This is a genomic window from Actinomadura rubteroloni, from assembly GCF_002911665.1.
GTDB classification, from domain to species: Bacteria; Actinomycetota; Actinomycetes; order Streptosporangiales; family Streptosporangiaceae; genus Spirillospora; species Spirillospora rubteroloni.
Genome location: NZ_MTBP01000002.1, coordinates 1706029 through 1721925, shown reverse-complemented (window position 1 = coordinate 1721925; position 15897 = coordinate 1706029). Strand labels below are relative to the sequence as shown.

General features: G+C 72.9%; 15 protein-coding genes. 13 read left to right on the top strand and 2 right to left on the bottom strand.

The features are described from left to right. Positions 1-44 precede the first annotated feature (44 nt). The 7 genes from BTM25_RS19420 (at position 45) to rho (ending at position 8297) form a co-directional block, all read left to right on the top strand. Positions 45-407, top strand: a complete 363-nt coding sequence (locus BTM25_RS19420; RefSeq protein ID WP_103564264.1) for a response regulator transcription factor — start codon at positions 45-47, stop codon at positions 405-407. A 21-nt stretch (positions 408-428) separates the two neighbouring features. Next, positions 429-1118: a DALR anticodon-binding domain-containing protein gene (locus BTM25_RS19415; RefSeq protein WP_103564263.1), complete on the top strand. Its 690-nt coding sequence runs from the start codon at positions 429-431 to the stop codon at positions 1116-1118. A 19-nt stretch (positions 1119-1137) separates the two neighbouring features. Next, on the top strand, positions 1138-2529 hold the full coding sequence (gene lysA / locus BTM25_RS19410) for a diaminopimelate decarboxylase (RefSeq protein WP_103564262.1): 1392 nt from the start codon (positions 1138-1140) through the stop codon (positions 2527-2529). Beyond that, positions 2526-3824 carry a homoserine dehydrogenase gene (locus BTM25_RS19405; RefSeq protein WP_235828489.1) on the top strand — a complete coding sequence of 433 codons (1299 nt, stop codon included), beginning with the start codon at positions 2526-2528 and terminating at the stop codon, positions 3822-3824. Before lysA ends, BTM25_RS19405 begins: the two co-directional genes overlap by 4 nt. 58 nt (positions 3825-3882) lie before the next feature. Beyond that, on the top strand, positions 3883-4950 hold the full coding sequence (gene thrC, locus BTM25_RS19400; RefSeq protein ID WP_103564260.1) for a threonine synthase: 1068 nt from the start codon (positions 3883-3885) through the stop codon (positions 4948-4950). Next, the gene (thrB, locus tag BTM25_RS19395; RefSeq protein WP_103564259.1) at positions 4947-5903 is read left to right on the top strand and encodes a homoserine kinase; all 957 of its coding nucleotides are present in this window, start codon (positions 4947-4949) and stop codon (positions 5901-5903) included. The genes thrC and thrB overlap by 4 nt, the downstream gene beginning before the upstream one ends. Positions 5904-6347: 444 nt before the next feature. After that, positions 6348-8297, top strand: a complete 1950-nt coding sequence (rho, locus tag BTM25_RS19390; protein WP_103564258.1) for a transcription termination factor Rho — start codon at positions 6348-6350, stop codon at positions 8295-8297. Positions 8298-8351: 54 nt separating this feature from the next. Here the strand turns inward: rho and BTM25_RS19385 are convergent, their stop codons facing one another. Then, entirely contained in the window at positions 8352-9953 is a 1602-nt protein-coding gene (locus tag BTM25_RS19385; protein WP_103564257.1) for an alpha/beta hydrolase, read from the bottom strand. A gap of 186 nt (positions 9954-10139) precedes the next feature. Between BTM25_RS19385 and BTM25_RS19380 the strand changes: the two genes are divergently transcribed. The 6 genes from BTM25_RS19380 (at position 10140) to BTM25_RS19355 (ending at position 15388) form a co-directional block, all read left to right on the top strand. Beyond that, complete coding sequence (locus tag BTM25_RS19380) at positions 10140-11456, top strand: sensor histidine kinase (protein WP_235828488.1); 1317 nt, start codon at positions 10140-10142, stop codon at positions 11454-11456. Between the two features lie 14 nt (positions 11457-11470). Then, positions 11471-12124 carry a response regulator transcription factor gene (locus BTM25_RS19375; protein ID WP_103564256.1) on the top strand — a complete coding sequence of 218 codons (654 nt, stop codon included), beginning with the start codon at positions 11471-11473 and terminating at the stop codon, positions 12122-12124. A 147-nt stretch (positions 12125-12271) separates the two neighbouring features. Continuing rightward, positions 12272-12481 carry a 50S ribosomal protein L31 gene (gene rpmE / locus BTM25_RS19370; protein WP_103564255.1) on the top strand — a complete coding sequence of 70 codons (210 nt, stop codon included), beginning with the start codon at positions 12272-12274 and terminating at the stop codon, positions 12479-12481. A gap of 93 nt (positions 12482-12574) precedes the next feature. Continuing rightward, positions 12575-13639 carry a peptide chain release factor 1 gene (gene prfA, locus BTM25_RS19365; protein ID WP_103564254.1) on the top strand — a complete coding sequence of 355 codons (1065 nt, stop codon included), beginning with the start codon at positions 12575-12577 and terminating at the stop codon, positions 13637-13639. Next, positions 13636-14496 carry a peptide chain release factor N(5)-glutamine methyltransferase gene (prmC, locus tag BTM25_RS19360; protein WP_103564253.1) on the top strand — a complete coding sequence of 287 codons (861 nt, stop codon included), beginning with the start codon at positions 13636-13638 and terminating at the stop codon, positions 14494-14496. The genes prfA and prmC overlap by 4 nt, the downstream gene beginning before the upstream one ends. A 31-nt stretch (positions 14497-14527) precedes the next feature. Then, positions 14528-15388: an L-threonylcarbamoyladenylate synthase gene (locus BTM25_RS19355; protein ID WP_103564252.1), complete on the top strand. Its 861-nt coding sequence runs from the start codon at positions 14528-14530 to the stop codon at positions 15386-15388. A gap of 67 nt (positions 15389-15455) precedes the next feature. Here the strand turns inward: BTM25_RS19355 and BTM25_RS19350 are convergent, their stop codons facing one another. Beyond that, positions 15456-15890, bottom strand: a complete 435-nt coding sequence (locus BTM25_RS19350) for a hypothetical protein (RefSeq protein WP_103564251.1) — start codon at positions 15888-15890, stop codon at positions 15456-15458. Between the last annotated feature and the right edge of the window lie 7 nt (positions 15891-15897).

The window sequence follows — 15897 nt, the reverse complement described above, 5'->3', positions numbered from 1 at the left end:
GGGAGTCGGCTACTTTCGTTGGCGTGAGCGAGCCACTGGGACGCGTGCTGGTCGTCGATGACGACGAGGTCATCCGGCAGCTCATCGCGGTGAACCTGCAGTTGGAGGGGTTCGCGGTCGAGACGGCCGTGGACGGGCAGGACTGCCTGGAGCGGGTCGGTGAGGTTCGGCCGGACGTGATCACGCTCGATGTGATGATGCCTCGGCTGGACGGGTGGGTCACGGCGCTGCGGCTCAAGGAGGACGAGGGGACGCGGCACATCCGGGTCGTCATGATCACTGCGCGGGCGCAGGAGCATGATGTTCGGCGGGGGCATGAGATCGGCGTCGACGCCTACGTGACCAAGCCGTTCGATCCGAATCAGCTCATCCAGACGGTCCGGAAACTCGCTGTGGTGTCCAGATAGTGGTCAGATAGTCTCACCAGGGTGACCCCCGCGGAGTTGGGCGCCGCCCTCGCCTGCGCAGCCGGACGCCCTCTCGCGCCCGGTGACTTGGTGTTGAGCGTCCGTGGAGCCGGTCGGTACGCCACCGCGGTCGCGCTCAAGGCGGGCCTGGACGCCGAACAGATCGCGCGGCGGCTCCGTGAGATCGACGGGGTTCTGGACGTTCAGGGTGACGGGATGCTCGTCATCACCGTCGATCCCGCGCGTGTCGTCACCGGGGCGATCGGTGAAGGGGCCGCGTTTGGGCGTGCCGACGTTCCCCGCATGGGTTGGGACGACCGGCCCCGCACCTGGCAGAACCCCGGGTTCGTCGTGCGGTACGCGTATGCGCGTGCAGTTTGGACTGAGCGGTGGGCCGCGGAGGCGGGCGTGCGGGCGGGGGAGCCGAGGGTGGAGGCGGAAGCGGAACAGTGTTTCGCCGAGCACCTCGCCGATCTTCCCGGCCGGGCCGCGCAGGCCGAGCGGGAACAGGATCCCCGGCCGTTCGCCTTCTGTTTGGAGCGGCTCGCCGCCGCGTACCACGACGTCCACGAACGTTGTCCCGCGCTCCCCATGGGCGACTCCAAACCCGGGGCGGCGCACGCGAGCCGCGTCACACTGGCGCGGGCGGCGCGCGTCGCCCTCGGCAACGGACTGACGATGTTGGGCGAGACACCGCGGGAGCGGATATGACGAGCGGGGGAACGAACGAATGAGCAGGGTCCATCCTGCGGGCGGCCGGCACGCGGACGTGCTTCCGGAGGACCACCCGCTGCCGCCGCCGGACGACCTGAACGGCCTGGCCGAGCACGTCTGGCCCAAGAACGCGCGACGCAACGAAGGCGTCCTCACGATCGCGGGCGTCGACGTCCGGGATCTGGCGCAGCAGTACGGTACGCCGCTGTACGTATACGACGAGGACGACGTCAGGACGCGGGCGAGGGAGTACGCGCAGGCGTTCCATGACGGCCACGTCCACTATGCGGGCAAGGCGTTCCTCTGCACGGCCGTCGCGCGGTGGGTCCACGAGGAGGGCCTCGGCCTGGACGTGTGCAGCGGCGGCGAACTGGCCGTCGCGCTCCGCGCCGGGTTCCCGCCGGAGAAGATCACGCTGCACGGCAACAACAAGTCGGTCGAGGAACTGGACGCGGCGCTGGCGGCCGGCGTCGGGCACATCGTGGTCGACTCGTTCGAGGAGATCGCCAGGCTCGGGCACCTCGCGAGGCGGCACGGGACCAGGCCCAAGGTCATGGTCCGCGTCACGACGGGCGTCGAGGCGCACACGCACGAGTTCATCGCGACCGCGCACGACGACCAGAAGTTCGGGTTCTCGCGCGGTTCGGGCGCGGCGCTGGAGGCGGTCCGCCGCGTCCTCGCGCTGAAGGAGCTGGAACTCGTCGGCCTGCACTCGCACATCGGGTCGCAGATCTTCGACCCGGACGGGTTCGAGGTCGCCGCGCACCGCCTGGCCGAGCTGCTGGTCGCGATCCGCGACGAGCACGGCGTCGAGCTGCCCGAACTCGACCTCGGCGGCGGCTACGGCATCGCCTATACGACCGGCGACGAACCGATCGACCCGAAGACGATGGCCGACAGCCTGCGCGACATCGTCGCCCGCGAGTGCCGCGCCTACGGGCTCGCGATGCCGACGCTGACGGTCGAGCCCGGACGCGCGGTCATCGGCCCCGGCGGCGTCACGGTCTACGAGGTCGGGACGGTCAAGGACGTCGAGGGCATCCGCACGTACGTCTCGGTGGACGGCGGCATGAGCGACAACCTGCGCACCGCCCTGTACGGCGCCGAGTACTCCTGCGCCCTCGCGAGCCGCACGTCCGACGAGGGGCCGATGCTGGCCAGGCTTGTCGGCAAGCACTGCGAGAGCGGGGATATCGTCGTGCGTGACCTGTGGTTGCCCGAAGATCTTACGGCGGGCGACCTGGTCGCGGTCGCGGCCACCGGTGCGTACTGTCGCTCGATGGCCAGTAACTACAACCACGTCCCGAAGCCCGCCGTGGTGGCGGTGCGGAACGGCACGTCGCGGGTCATCGTCCGCCGGGAGACCCCGGACGACCTGCTGCGGCTCGATGCGGAGGTCGAAGCGTGAAACCGTTGCGGGTGGCGCTGCTCGGGTGCGGCGTGGTCGGCACCCAGGTCGTGCGGCTGCTGGAGGAGCAGGCCGACGATCTCGCGGCGCGGGTCGGCGTCCCGCTGGAGCTGGCGGGCGTCGCGGTGCGGCGCCGCGACCGCGTCCGGGAGGGCGTGGCCCCGGCGCTGCTGACGACCGACGCCGAGAACCTCGTCACCCGCGACGACGTGGACATCGTCATCGAGGTGATCGGGGGCATCGAGCCCGCGCGATCGCTGATGCTGGCCGCGATGAAGTCCGGCAAGTCGGTCATCACGGCGAACAAGGCGCTGCTCGCCGAGGACGGCGCGACGTTGTTCGCCGCCGCCCGCGAGTACGGCGCCGACCTGTACTACGAGGCGTCGGTGGCGGGCGCGATCCCGCTGCTGCGCCCGCTGCGCGAGTCCCTGGTCGGGGACCGGGTGCAGCGCGTGCTGGGCATCGTGAACGGCACGACGAACTACATCCTCGACCAGATGGACACCCACGGCGCCGGCTTCCAGGAGGCCCTGGAGGAGGCGCAGGAGCTCGGGTACGCCGAGGCCGACCCGACGGCGGACGTCGAGGGCTTCGACGCCGCCGCCAAGGCCGCGATCCTCGCCCAGCTCGCGTTCCACACGCCCGTGACGGCGGCGGACGTCCACCGCGAGGGCATCACCGAGGTGTCGGCGGCGGACGTCGCGGGCGCCAAGGAGATGGACAGCGTCGTCAAGCTGCTGGCCATCTGCGAGCGCGTCCCCGGCCCGGACGGCGCGGACCGGGGCGTGTCCGTCCGCGTCTACCCGGCGATGATCCCGCGCGGCCACCCGCTGGCCAGCGTCCGCGAGGCGTACAACGCGGTGTTCGTGGAGGCGCAGTCGGCGGGCTCGCTCATGTTCTACGGCGCGGGCGCGGGCGGCGCCCCGACCGCGTCGGCGATCCTCGGGGACCTCGTCGCGGTCGCGCGCAACCTCGTCGGCGGCAGCCCCGGCCCGGTCGAGGTGACGTACGCGTCGCTGCCGGTCCTGCCGATGGGCGACACCGTGACCCGGTACTACGTGCAGCTCGACGTGGACGACCGGTCCGGCGTGCTCGCGACCGTCGCGACGGAGTTCGCGCGGCACGGCGTGTCCATCCAGGCCGTCCGGCAGGAGGGGCTCGGGGACGACGCGCAGCTCGTCATCGTGACCCACCGCGCGCCCGACGCGGCGCTGTCGGCGACCGTGGAGAAACTGCGGGAGTTTGACAGCGTGCGCGAGGTGGCGAGCGTGATGCGCGTTGAAGGTGACGAGTAGCGCGTCGCCGCGGCTTTACACTTGCCGGAGAAACCGCAGGTCGTCCTAGGAGATCGACGTGAACGCGACCGCTCGCGCCTGGCGCGGCCTCATCGAGGAGTACCGTGACCGGCTGCCGGTGACGGCGAAGACGCCGGTCATCACCCTGCTGGAGGGCGGCACGCCGCTCGTCCCGGCGCACCGGGTGTCGCAGCTCACCGGCTGCGAGGTCTACCTGAAGGTCGAGGGCGCCAACCCGACGGGGTCGTTCAAGGACCGCGGGATGACGATGGCCATCAGCAAGGCCGCCGAGAACGGCGCGAAGGCCGTGATCTGCGCGTCCACCGGGAACACGTCGGCGTCGGCCGCCGCGTACGCGGTGCGCGCGGGCATGACGTGCGCGGTGCTCGTCCCGCAGGGCAAGATCGCGATGGGCAAGCTCGCGCAGGCGCTCGTGCACGGCGCGCGGCTGCTCCAGGTGGACGGCAACTTCGACGACTGCCTGGAACTGGCCCGCAAGCTGTCGGTGGACTACCCGGTCGCCCTCGTGAACTCGGTGAACAAGTACCGGCTCCAGGGGCAGAAGACCGCCGCGTTCGAGATCGTGGACGCGCTCGGCGACGCCCCGGACGTCCACTGCCTGCCCGTCGGCAACGCCGGCAACATCTCGGCGTACTGGATGGGGTACCGGGAGTACGCGGCGGACTCCGTCGCGTCCCGGACGCCCCGGATGCTGGGTTTCCAGGCGTCCGGCGCGGCCCCGTTCGTCAAGGGCGAGCCGGTGCTGAAGCCGCAGACGATCGCGACCGCGATCCGCATCGGCAACCCCGCCTCGTGGGACCTCGCGATCGCCGCGCGGGACGAGTCCGGCGGCGCGATCGACTCCGTCACCGACCGGCAGATCCTCGCCGCGTACCGGCTGCTGGCCGCCGAGGAGGGCGTGTTCGTGGAGCCGGCGTCCGCGGCGAGCGTGGCCGGGCTGCTCCAGGCGCACGCCGCCGGGGACGTGGAGCGCGGCTCCAAGGTCGTCTGCACGGTGACCGGAAACGGCCTCAAGGACCCGGACTGGGCGATCTCCGGCGCGCCCGCGCCGATGACCGTCAAGGTCGACGCGCACTCGGCGGCGTCGGCGCTGGGCCTCACGTGACGGCGCGGCCGGAGCCGGTCACCGTACGGGTTCCGGCGACGAGCGCGAACCTCGGCCCCGGCTTCGACTCCCTCGGCCTCGCGCTCGCGCTGTACGACGACGTCACCGTCGAGATCGACCCGGCGGGCGCCGCGTTCACCGGCGTCGCGCTGGACGTGACGGGCGAGGGCGCCGAGGTCGCCGACCGGGGCGAGCAGCACCTGATCGTGAAGGTGCTGCGCCAGGCGCTCGCGGAACTGGACGCGGTCGCGCCGCAGCCCCTCGGGGACGTCGCCGGGATCCGTCTGACCTGCGTGAACCGCATCCCGCACAGCCGCGGGCTCGGCTCGTCGTCGGCCGCGATCGTCGCCGGGATCCTCGCCGCGCGGGCGCTGCACCCGCACGGCGCGCTGCTGGACGACGCGTTCGCGCTGCGCCTCGCCACCGAGATCGAGGGCCATCCCGACAACGTCGCGCCGTGCCTGGCGGGCGGCCTGACGATCGCCTGGACGACCCCGCACGGCCCCCGGCTCGTCCGGCTCGAACCGAAGGACGCGCAGGTCGTGGTGTTCGTCCCGGACACCCGGCTGGCGACCGAGCGGGCGCGCGGACTCCTGCCCGCGACCGTCCCGCACGCCGACGCCGCCGCCAACGCGGGCCGCGCGGCGCTGCTCGTCGCGGCGCTCACCGGCGGGCTGGACGACGCCGTCCTCCTCGACGCCACCGAGGACCGGCTGCACCAGGATTACCGGGCGCCCGCGATGCCGGAATCGGCCGCCCTCGTCGCGGCGTTGCGGGAAGAAGGGGTCCCGGCGGTCATTTCCGGGGCAGGACCTACTGTCCTGGCCTTCACAACCGCATCACGACTTGATTCGATAGATGCGCGGACGGGTAAAAGCTGGCACGTACACCCGTTGGACGTCGCCCCCCGAGGCGCGGGCGTCCGACCGGGGACGACCGGCGCGGGGGCCTGACCCGCGACCGCACGGGTCCCGTGCCGCGCCGGTCCGGCGGGGCGTGGAGATCCGGCAGGTAAAATGCGAACACAACGACCTCTGGGGAATAGCAGTGCGCCCTGGTGATGTTAGGCTGAATGCCGCACCAGATGCCCCGTTCGGGGCCGTGTGCTCGTCAGCCGTGCGTCACCCGTCCGACCTCCGGGATCGGCGGGTCCCGCGTACTAGGCTTCCCGAGACCGTGACAATCCGTTGTCCGGCATCCCACCGAATCTGCGGACGTGGCGGTACTGGGGACACCCGCGAGCAAACCGTCCCGTCCATCATCTGGCTGTGCCCAGAATCCGCGGGTCGCGGTCCCACCGCGACCGGCGAAGCCCGACTCGGCGCCCCCGCCGGGCCGCATAACCGGGTTGACTGGCCGATCGCCGGCCAACGCCCGCTCCCTGGGAAGGACCCTTAGTGAGCGAATCCAGCGAACTCCTGACGGACGCCACCGCGACGGCTCCGGGCGCCGAGGGCGGCGCCGAGCCCGCCGCCCCCCGGCGCCGCCGGACCGGCACCGGCCTGTCGGGCATGGTGTTGCCCGAGCTGCGGAAGCTCGCGTCCGACCTCGGCATCACCGGGACGACCGGGATGCGCAAGAGCCAGCTCATCGCCGCCATCCAGGACAAGCAGGGCGGCGGCGCGCAGGGCTCCGGGGGCGGCGAGCAGGGAGCCGCTGAGAACGCCCCGGCCGAGCGTCCGCGCCGCACCCGGGTCGCCGCCAAGCGCGACGCCGAGCCGGCCGTCGCGACCGGCCAGGCCGCGGTGAACGGCCAGGCGGCCGTCCAGACGAGCATCGAGGCCGAGCAGCCCGCCAAGAGCGAGCGCGCCGAGCGGACGGCCGACAAGACCGCGCGCGGTGAGCGTCAGCCGCAGGGCGAGCGGGAGCAGCGCCGGGGCCGCGCCGAGGGGCGCGCCGACGGCCAGGGCCAGGGTCAGGGCGAGGACGGCGACGGCCAGCAGGGTCAGGGTGGCGGACGCGAGGGCGGCCGGCAGCGCACCCGTGGCGGCCGGGACCGGGACCGGGACCGCGGCGAGCGCGGCGACCGTGGCGAGCGCGGCGGCGACCAGCAGAACCGCCAGCGCGGCGGCCAGAACGCCGGGGGCGGCGGCCAGACGGGTCCCGACGACGACGAGGGCAACCGCGGGCGGCGCGGGCGCCGGTTCCGCGAGCGCAACCGGGGCGGGCGCGGCGGGCGCGAGCGCTTCGAGGAGCCGGTGGTCACCGAGGACGACGTCCTCATCCCGGTCGCCGGAATCCTGGACATCCTGGACAACTACGCGTTCGTCCGGACGACCGGCTACCTGCCCGGCCCGAACGACGTGTACGTCTCGCTGGCGCAGGTCCGCAAGAACGGGCTGCGCAAGGGCGACGTCGTCACCGGCGCCGTCCGGCAGGCCCGCGAGGGCGAGCGGCGCGAGAAGTTCAACGCGCTGGTGCGGCTCGACACCGTCAACGGGATGGAGCCCGACCAGGCCAAGGGCCGGGTCGAGTTCAGCAAGCTGACCCCGCTGTACCCGCAGGAGCGGCTGCGGCTGGAGTCGGACCCGGGCATCCTGACGACGCGGATCATCGACCTGGTGTCGCCGATCGGCAAGGGCCAGCGCGGCCTGATCGTGTCGCCGCCCAAGGCCGGCAAGACGATGGTGCTCCAGTCGATCGCCAACGCGATCGCCGAGAACAACCCCGAGTGCCACCTGATGGTCGTGCTGGTGGACGAGCGGCCCGAAGAGGTCACCGACATGCAGCGGTCGGTGAAGGGCGAGGTCATCCACTCGACCTTCGACCGTCCCGCCGAGGACCACACGACGGTCGCCGAGCTGGCGATCGAGCGGGCCAAGCGGCTGGTCGAGCTGGGCCACGACGTCGTCGTGCTGCTGGACTCGATCACGCGCCTCGGCCGGGCCTACAACCTGGCGGCGCCCGCGTCCGGCCGCATCCTGTCCGGCGGTGTCGACTCGACGGCGCTGTACCCGCCCAAGCGGTTCTTCGGCGCGGCGCGCAACATCGAGAACGGCGGCTCGCTGACGATCCTCGCCACCGCGCTGGTCGAGACCGGCTCGCGGATGGACGAGGTCATCTTCGAGGAGTTCAAGGGCACCGGCAACATGGAGCTGAAGCTCAACCGGTCCCTGGCCGACAAGCGGATCTTCCCGGCGGTGGACGTCGACCAGTCCAGCACCCGTAAGGAAGAGATCCTCATGGCGCCGGAGGAGCTGCGGATCGTGTGGCAGCTCCGCCGCGTCCTGCACGCGCTGGACACCCAGCAGGCGCTGGAGCTCCTCATCGAGAAGATGAAGGAGACCAAGTCCAACGCGGAGTTCATGCTCCAGGTGCAGAAGACGACGATCAGCGACGACCGCTGACCCTCGGCGCGTGACCGCCCCCGTCCGGACCTCCGGGCGGGGGCGGTCGCATCGTCAGGGCTCGAAGGGCTGGTCGTCGCCGTGGCAGCGGGTCGTCCTCGGCCGCGGGGCCTGCGGGTCGGTCAGGTAGCCGTAGATCGCGTCGGTGGCGCACGCGGACGTCAGCAGGGCGCCGTGGCCCCAGCTGTCGCTGGCGACCAGGCGGCTGTTGGGCAGCAGCCTCGCCACGTTGACCGCATTGTCGTAGCTGGTGGCCGGGTCCCACTTGCTCCCGACGACGAGCACGGGCGCGGCCGTGCGGCGGTCGAACGGGCCTCGGTAGACGTCCTCGTCGTGGGCCGTCCAGGTGTTGTGGGCGCACTGGACCGTCGCCCACGCCCAGTACGCGCCGAAGTAGGCGGTCCGGCGGTCGGCTGCTGCGGCGGCCGCGGGCCACGACGCGGTCGACGCGGCGTGCAGGCTGTCAGTGCAGAGCACCCCGGACTGGGCTTCGGGGTGGTTGTCGTAGGCCGCCTTCGCGCGGAGGCGCCGCGCGGCGGCGGAGCGGACCCGGTCTGTCGTGCCGGGCTCGGTGAGCTGCGCCAGGTCGGTCAGCTCGGCGATCAGGCCCGTGAACCCGTCCGGCTCGCGCAACCGGTCGGCGGTGTCGCCGATCAGGTCGGCGTAGGTGAAGGGCGCCGGCTCGCCGGTGAGCTGGAGCGGACGGTCGCGGAGCCGGGCGGCAAGCCGGTCGAACCGGGCTCGCGGGTCGGCGTCGGCGAACGAGCACCGGGACGGGCCGACGCGCCGGCAGCGCTCCAGCAGCTCGCGCAGCGCCCGGGAGGTGGCGTGCGCCGAGCCCAGCCGGTCGAAGACGGGCACGTTCGCGGTGGCGGGCGTCCCGACCCAGGCGCGCGGGTCGGCGATGCCGTCGATGGCCACCGCCCGGACGCGGTCGGGGAACATGTTGGCGTAGACCTGCCCGAGGTAGGACCCGTAGGACTCGCCGAGGTAGGTCAGCTTGCGGTCGCCGAGGGCGCGGCGCAGGACGTCCATGTCGCGGGCGGTCTCGGCGGTCGACATCGCCGACGCGATCCGCCGTCCCGTCGTGGAGCAGGCCCGTCCGAGCGTCCGGGCGGCGGACGTCCAGGCGCGCTGGTCGGCGCGGGCGGCCGGGAACGGGACGGTCGTGAACGGGGCCAGGGCGCGCTGCTGCTCCGCCTCGGTGGCGAAGCACCGCACGCGGCTGCCGCCGACTCCGCGCGGGTCCACGCCGACGGTGTCGAACCGGTCGAGCAGCGTGCGGCTGAGGAACCGGGGCGCCAGGGCGGCCAGGTCCCGGGACGAGTCGCCGGGGCCGCCCGGGTTGACGAACAGGGTGCCCAGCCGGTGCGCGGGATCCTTCGCCCGCACCCGCAGCAGCGCCACCTCGATCGTCGGGCCGTGCGGATCGTCGTAGTCCAGCGGGAGCCGCGCGGTGGCGCACTCGGCGGTCGTCCGGCAGGCCGTCCAGCGCAGGACGGGCGCGGGCACGCGGTCCACCCGCCTGGCCTCGGCCGGGCTCGTCCGGTCGGTCGCCGCAGCGTGCGCCGGCACGGACGTGAGACCGGCCGCCGCGAGGGGAAGGAGGACCGCCGCGATGCGGCGGATTCCGGGGGGATGCGACGCTCTTGTCATGGCGACCACGGTCGCGGACCGGCACGGGCGAGAGCACTGGGCCAGGCCCGACAGCCGAAAGCGGGCCAGCCCGCGGGCCGGGTGGGGTTAACCCCACCGGCGGCTCGGCGGGACGCTCCATGGCCGGACACGGCCGGGGTCGGCGAGGCTGGAGCACGTCAGGGCGGGACGGCACGGAGGGACATTGTGAGCGCACTCAGCATCACCCGGCGCGGGACGGTCGCGACCGGGGCGTGGCGGCCGGCGCGGATGCTCGGCTCGTCGCTGACCTGGACGTCCGCCGTGTACCTCGGCCTCAGCTTCTTCTTCGGGCTCGCCTACTTCATCGGGCTGGTCGTCGGGATCGCCGTGTCGGGCGCGCTGACGATCATCTGGATCGGCTTCCCGCTGCTCGTGCTGATGATGCTCGCCTGGCGGGCCGCGGCGATGATGGAACGGCGGCTCGTGGGGCTGGCGTTCGGCGTGCGGATCCGGGATCCGTACCGTCCGCTGCCGAAGGGCGCGAACCCGTTCCCCAAGCTCAAGGCGATGGTCTTCGACCCGGCGACCTGGAAGGACCTCATCTACCTGGCGCTGCGCTTCCCGATCGGGCTGGTGGAGTTCCTCGCCTCGGTCCTCATGTGGGCGCTGACCGGGACGCTGCTGTTCCTGCCGCTCATCGTCGCGATCGGCGGCGGCACCGAGGTGAACGTCGGGGTCGTCTCGTACTGGGCGGGGAACCCGCTTCAAGCGCTGCCGATGAGCGTCATCGGCGCCGCGCTGCTCGTCGGCGCCGTGTACGTCACGCGGACGATGGCCATCGCGCACGCCCTCTACGCCACGTTCCTGCTCGGGCCGAACGCGTCGCAGGCCGAGAACCGTGAGCTGCGCGCCAAGACCGAGCACCTGCGGGCGAGCCGGGCGCGCGGCGTGGACGCCGTCGAGTTCGAGCGCCGCCGCATCGAGCGGGACCTGCACGACGGCGCCCAGCAGCGGCTCCTCGCCGTCGCGATGGACATCGGCCGCGCCCGCGCCAAGCTCGACAACGACCCCGAGGGCGCCCGCGACCTCATCGAGCAGGCGCACGCCGGCACCCGCGAGGCGATCCAGGAACTGCGCGACCTCGCGCGCGGCATCTACCCGGCGATCCTCACCGACCGGGGCCTGGACCCGGCGCTGTCGGGCCTCGCCGGACGCGCCCCGGTGCCGGTCGAGGTCACCGTCGACCTGCCCGAACGTCCCCCGGCGGCCGTGGAGAGCATCGCGTACTTCATCGTCGCCGAGTCACTGGCGAACATCGCCAAGTACGCGGAGGCCACCCGCGCGACGGTCCGGGTCGCGCGGGAGGACTCCTGGGTCGTCGTGGAGATCATCGACGACGGGGTGGGCGGCGCGGTCGTCCGTCCCGACGGCGGTCTCGCGGGCCTCGCCGACCGCGCCGCCACCATCGACGGGATGGTCATCGTGGACAGCCCGCCCGGCGGCCCCACGATCGTCCGCGCCGACCTGCCCTGCTCCTGGTAGGCAGAATGGGGGCCATGCGGGTAGTGATCGCCGAGGACTCGGTGCTGTTGCGGGAAGGGCTCGTCCGGCTGCTGGACGACGCGGGCATCGAGACGGTCGCGACCGTCGGGGACGGCCCCGGCCTGCCCCCCGTCGTCGCGGAGCACCGGCCGGACCTCGCGATCGTGGACGTCCGGATGCCGCCGTCGTTCACCGACGAGGGCCTGCGCGCGGCGCTGGCGGCCCGGGAGCGGGTGCCGGGGACGCCGATCCTCGTCCTGTCCCAGTACGTCGAGGAGCGGTACGCGACCGACCTGATCGGCGGCGGCGCGGAGGGCGTCGGCTACCTGCTGAAAGAGCGGGTGTCGGAGGTCGGGGAGTTCATCGACGCGGTGCGCCGGATCGCGGCGGGCGGCACCGTCATCGACCCGGAGGTGATCGGGCAGTTGCTCGGCCGCAGACGGACCGGCGACCCGCTGGAGGCGCTGACGCCGCGCGAGCGCGAGGTGCTGGCGCTGATGGCGGAGGGACGCTCCAACGGGGCCATCGCCGCGCACCTCGTCGTCACCGAGGGCGCGGTGGAGAAGCACATCTCGAACATCTTCGCCAAGCTCGGCCTCCAGCCCGCGCAGGGCGGCCACCGGCGGGTCATGGCCGTCCTCACGTATCTGGGTCACCGCGACCGGTGAACGGAATGCCCGGTGACCTCGGCACGTTCCGGTATCTGGCACACTTGGAGTGCAACCGCTGCGGTACCGGTTCGCGCCTCCCCTCCCGACACGGCCCGCGTCGTGCGAGCGGGGCCGCCCGGCGACCGCTCTAGGCGAGGAGAACCCATGAAGCCCGAGATCCACCCGAACTATGTCGTCACGACCGTGACGTGCACGTGCGGGAGCACCTTCGAGACCCGCAGCACCGCCGAGAGCGGCGAGATCCGCGCCGACGTGTGCTCGGCCTGCCACCCGTTCTACACGGGCAAGCAGAAGATCCTGGACACGGGCGGCCGGGTGGCGCGCTTCGAGCAGCGGTTCGGCAAGCGCAAGTAGGCCGGTCCGCCGCACCGCGAGGACCAGGAGCCTCCGAGGGCCCGCCCTCGGAGGCTCGCCGCCGGCCGCCAGGCCAAGCCCAGGACGCGCACCGTGAATCTCGACGATCTGCTCAGCGAACACGCCGACATCGAGGCCCGCCTCGCCGACCCGGCCGTCCACGCCGACCAGGCGGAGGCGCGGCGGCTCGGCAAGCGCTACGCGCGGCTGCGGCCCATCGTCGAGACGTACCGGGAGCTGCGCGGCGCCGAGGACGACCTGACCGCCGCCCGCGAGCTGGCCGGCGAGGACGCGACGTTCGCCGCCGAGGCCGCCGATCTGGAGAAGCGGACCGTCGAGCTGGAGGACCGGCTCCGGCACCTGCTGATCCCGCGCGACCCGAGCGACGACAAGGACACCATCCTTGAGATCAAGGCGGGCGAAGGCGGCGAGGAGTCCGCGCTGTTCGCGGGCGACCTGCTGCGGATGTACCTGCGCTACGCCGAGCGCGTCGGGTGGAAGACCGAGATCATCGACTCCCACCCGTCCGACCTCGGCGGGTACAAGGACGTGACGGTCGGGATCAAGGCCGCGGGCGCCCAGGAAGAGGGCGTCTGGACGCGGCTGAAGTTCGAGGGCGGCGTCCACCGGGTGCAGCGCGTCCCGGCGACCGAGTCGCAGGGACGCATCCACACCAGCGCGGTCGGCGTGCTGGTGACGCCCGAGGCCGAGGACGTGGACGTCCAGATCGACCCGAACGAGCTGCGCATCGACGTGTACCGCTCGTCGGGGCCGGGCGGGCAGAGCGTCAACACGACCGACTCGGCCGTCCGGATCACGCACCTGCCGACGGGCACGGTCGTGTCGTGCCAGAACGAGAAGAGCCAGCTCCAGAACAAGGAGCAGGCCCTGCGCATCCTGCGGTCGCGGCTGCTCGCCATGGCGCAGGAGCAGGCGGACGCGGCGGCGTCGGCGGAGCGCAAGAGCCAGGTCCGTACGGTGGACCGGTCGGAGCGCGTCCGCACCTACAACTATCCGGAGAACCGCATCTCCGACCACCGCGTGGGCTACAAGGCGTACAACCTCGACCAGGTCCTCGACGGCGACCTCCACAACGTGACGCAGGCGCTGGTGGACGCCGAACTCCAGCGCCGTCTGGACGAAGCCCAGGGATCATGAACCTGCTGCTGGACGAGATCGCGCGGGCGACCGCCCGGCTGGCCGACGCGGGCGCCGCGTCGCCGCGCGCGGACGCCGAGGAGCTGGCCGCCGCCGTCCACGGGGTGAACCGGGGCGAACTGCACAAGGTGCCGGACAGTGCGTTCGACGCGCGGTTCTGGGAGTTCGTCGCGCGGCGCGAGGCGGGCGAGCCGTTGCAGCACATCACGGGCCGCGCGTTCTTCCGGTACCTGGAGCTGAAGGTCGGTCCCGGGGTGTTCGTGCCGCGTCCCGAGACCGAGGTGATGGTCGGCTGGGCGCTGGAGACGTTGCGGGACATGGACGTCCGGGACCCGCTCGTCGTCGACCTCGGCACGGGCTCGGCGGCGATCGCGCTGTCGATCGCGCTGGAGGCGCCGACCGCGCGCGTCCACGCCGTCGAGAAGGACCCGGCGGCGTTCGTCCACGCGTCCCGCAACGTCGAGGAGCTGGACGAGCGCGGCCAGGTGCGGCTGCACCACGGCGACTTCGCGACCGCGCTCGGCGAGCTGGACGGCACCGTGGACCTCGTCGTCAGCAACCCGCCCTACATCCCGATGAGCGAGTGGGAGTACGTCCCGCGCGACGTCCGCGACCACGACCCGGCGGACGCGCTGTGGGGCGGCGGCGACGACGGCCTGGACGCGATCCGCGCCGTGGAGCGCACGGCGCGGCGGCTGCTGCGGCCCGGCGGCCGTGTCGCGGTCGAGCACAGCGACCGGCAGGGCAACCCCGTCTACTGGGTCTTCGCCGAGGAGAACGGCTGGCGGGACGTGCGCAACCGGCGCGACCTCACCGAGCGGGACCGTTTCGTGACCGCGCGCCTGGTCGCCGACTGACGGCCCGCGCGGACCAGGGAGGAAGACGATCGTGAGCCGACGTTATGACTGCTCCGACGCGGTGGAGCGCAGCCGGGGGATCGGCGAGGCGGCCTCGGCGGTGCGGCGGGGCGAGCTGGTCGTCCTGCCGACCGACACGGTGTACGGGGTCGGCGCGGACGCGTTCACGCCGAGCGCCGTGCAGGCGCTCCTGGACGCCAAGGGCCGGGGCCGGGACATGCCGCCGCCGGTGCTGGTCGGATCGGTGCGGGCGGCGTCCGCGCTGGTCGAGGACCTCGGCACCTACGGGCAGGACCTCATCGACGAGTTCTGGCCGGGCGCGCTGACGATCGTGTGCCGCGCGAACCAGAACCTGCTGTGGGACCTCGGCGAGACCAAGGGCACCGTCGCGGTGCGGATGCCGATGCACGAGCTGGCGATCGAGCTGCTGAAGGAGACCGGGCCGCTCGCGGTGAGCAGCGCGAACCTGAGCGGCAGCCCGGCCGCGCGGACGGCGGCCGAGGCCGAGGAGATGCTCGGCGAGACGGTCGCGGTGTACCTGGACGGCGGCGCGTCCGGCGAGGGCGAGGCGTCCACGATCGTGGACCTGACGGGCGTGGTGCCGCGCCTGCTCCGGCGCGGGGCGATCCCCGAGCACAAGATCCGCGCGGTGGTCGGCGTCCTCCTGGACACCGACGACGAAGCCGGCGACGAGCCGGACGAGCCGGTGGACCTGACCAAGGCCGACCCGGCCCCCGAGCCCGCCGCGCCCGTGGGCCTGGGCAAGCCCGCCGCGGCGACGGACGCGACCGATCACGACCCGGCGACACCGGCCGAGCCGGCGTCCGGCACGACGGCGGACGAGCCCGCCGCCGCACCGCCGCGTCCGGAGCGGCCCGGCGACGCGGGCTGAGCCGAACGGGAAGACCCCGCCGCGCCTGGGGCGCGACGGGGTCCTCGGGAGCCGGGAGCCGGAAGTCTCAGTAGAGCTTCTTCCAGGGACCGGAGGTGAGGTGCTTGTCCGACACGCGGACGCCGACCTCACGCACGTACAGGTGGCTGTTGTAGCCCTTGGTGTACGCGCCGCGGTACTGGCTGAACTTGCCGTCGGCCGGACGGCCCGTGCGGTTGTCCACGAAGTAGTAGACGACCGAGTCGGTCTTCTTGGCGTAGCCGGAGTTGTAGGTCCGGAACTGCACGCCCGGGGACCAGCCGTTCGACCGGGAGTCCTGCAAGTACAGCTTGACGCTGTGGCCCGAGGACGTGTGGGTCCAGGTGCCGTACCCGCGCAGCGTGCCCCACCCGTCCGCGGTCTGCCAGCTATGGGCGGTGGCCGCGTCGGCCGGGCCCGCGACGGCCACCGTGGCGGCCAGGACGGCACCGGCGGCGAGAGCAGCGGCAGCAATACGCCGCATTCGTACC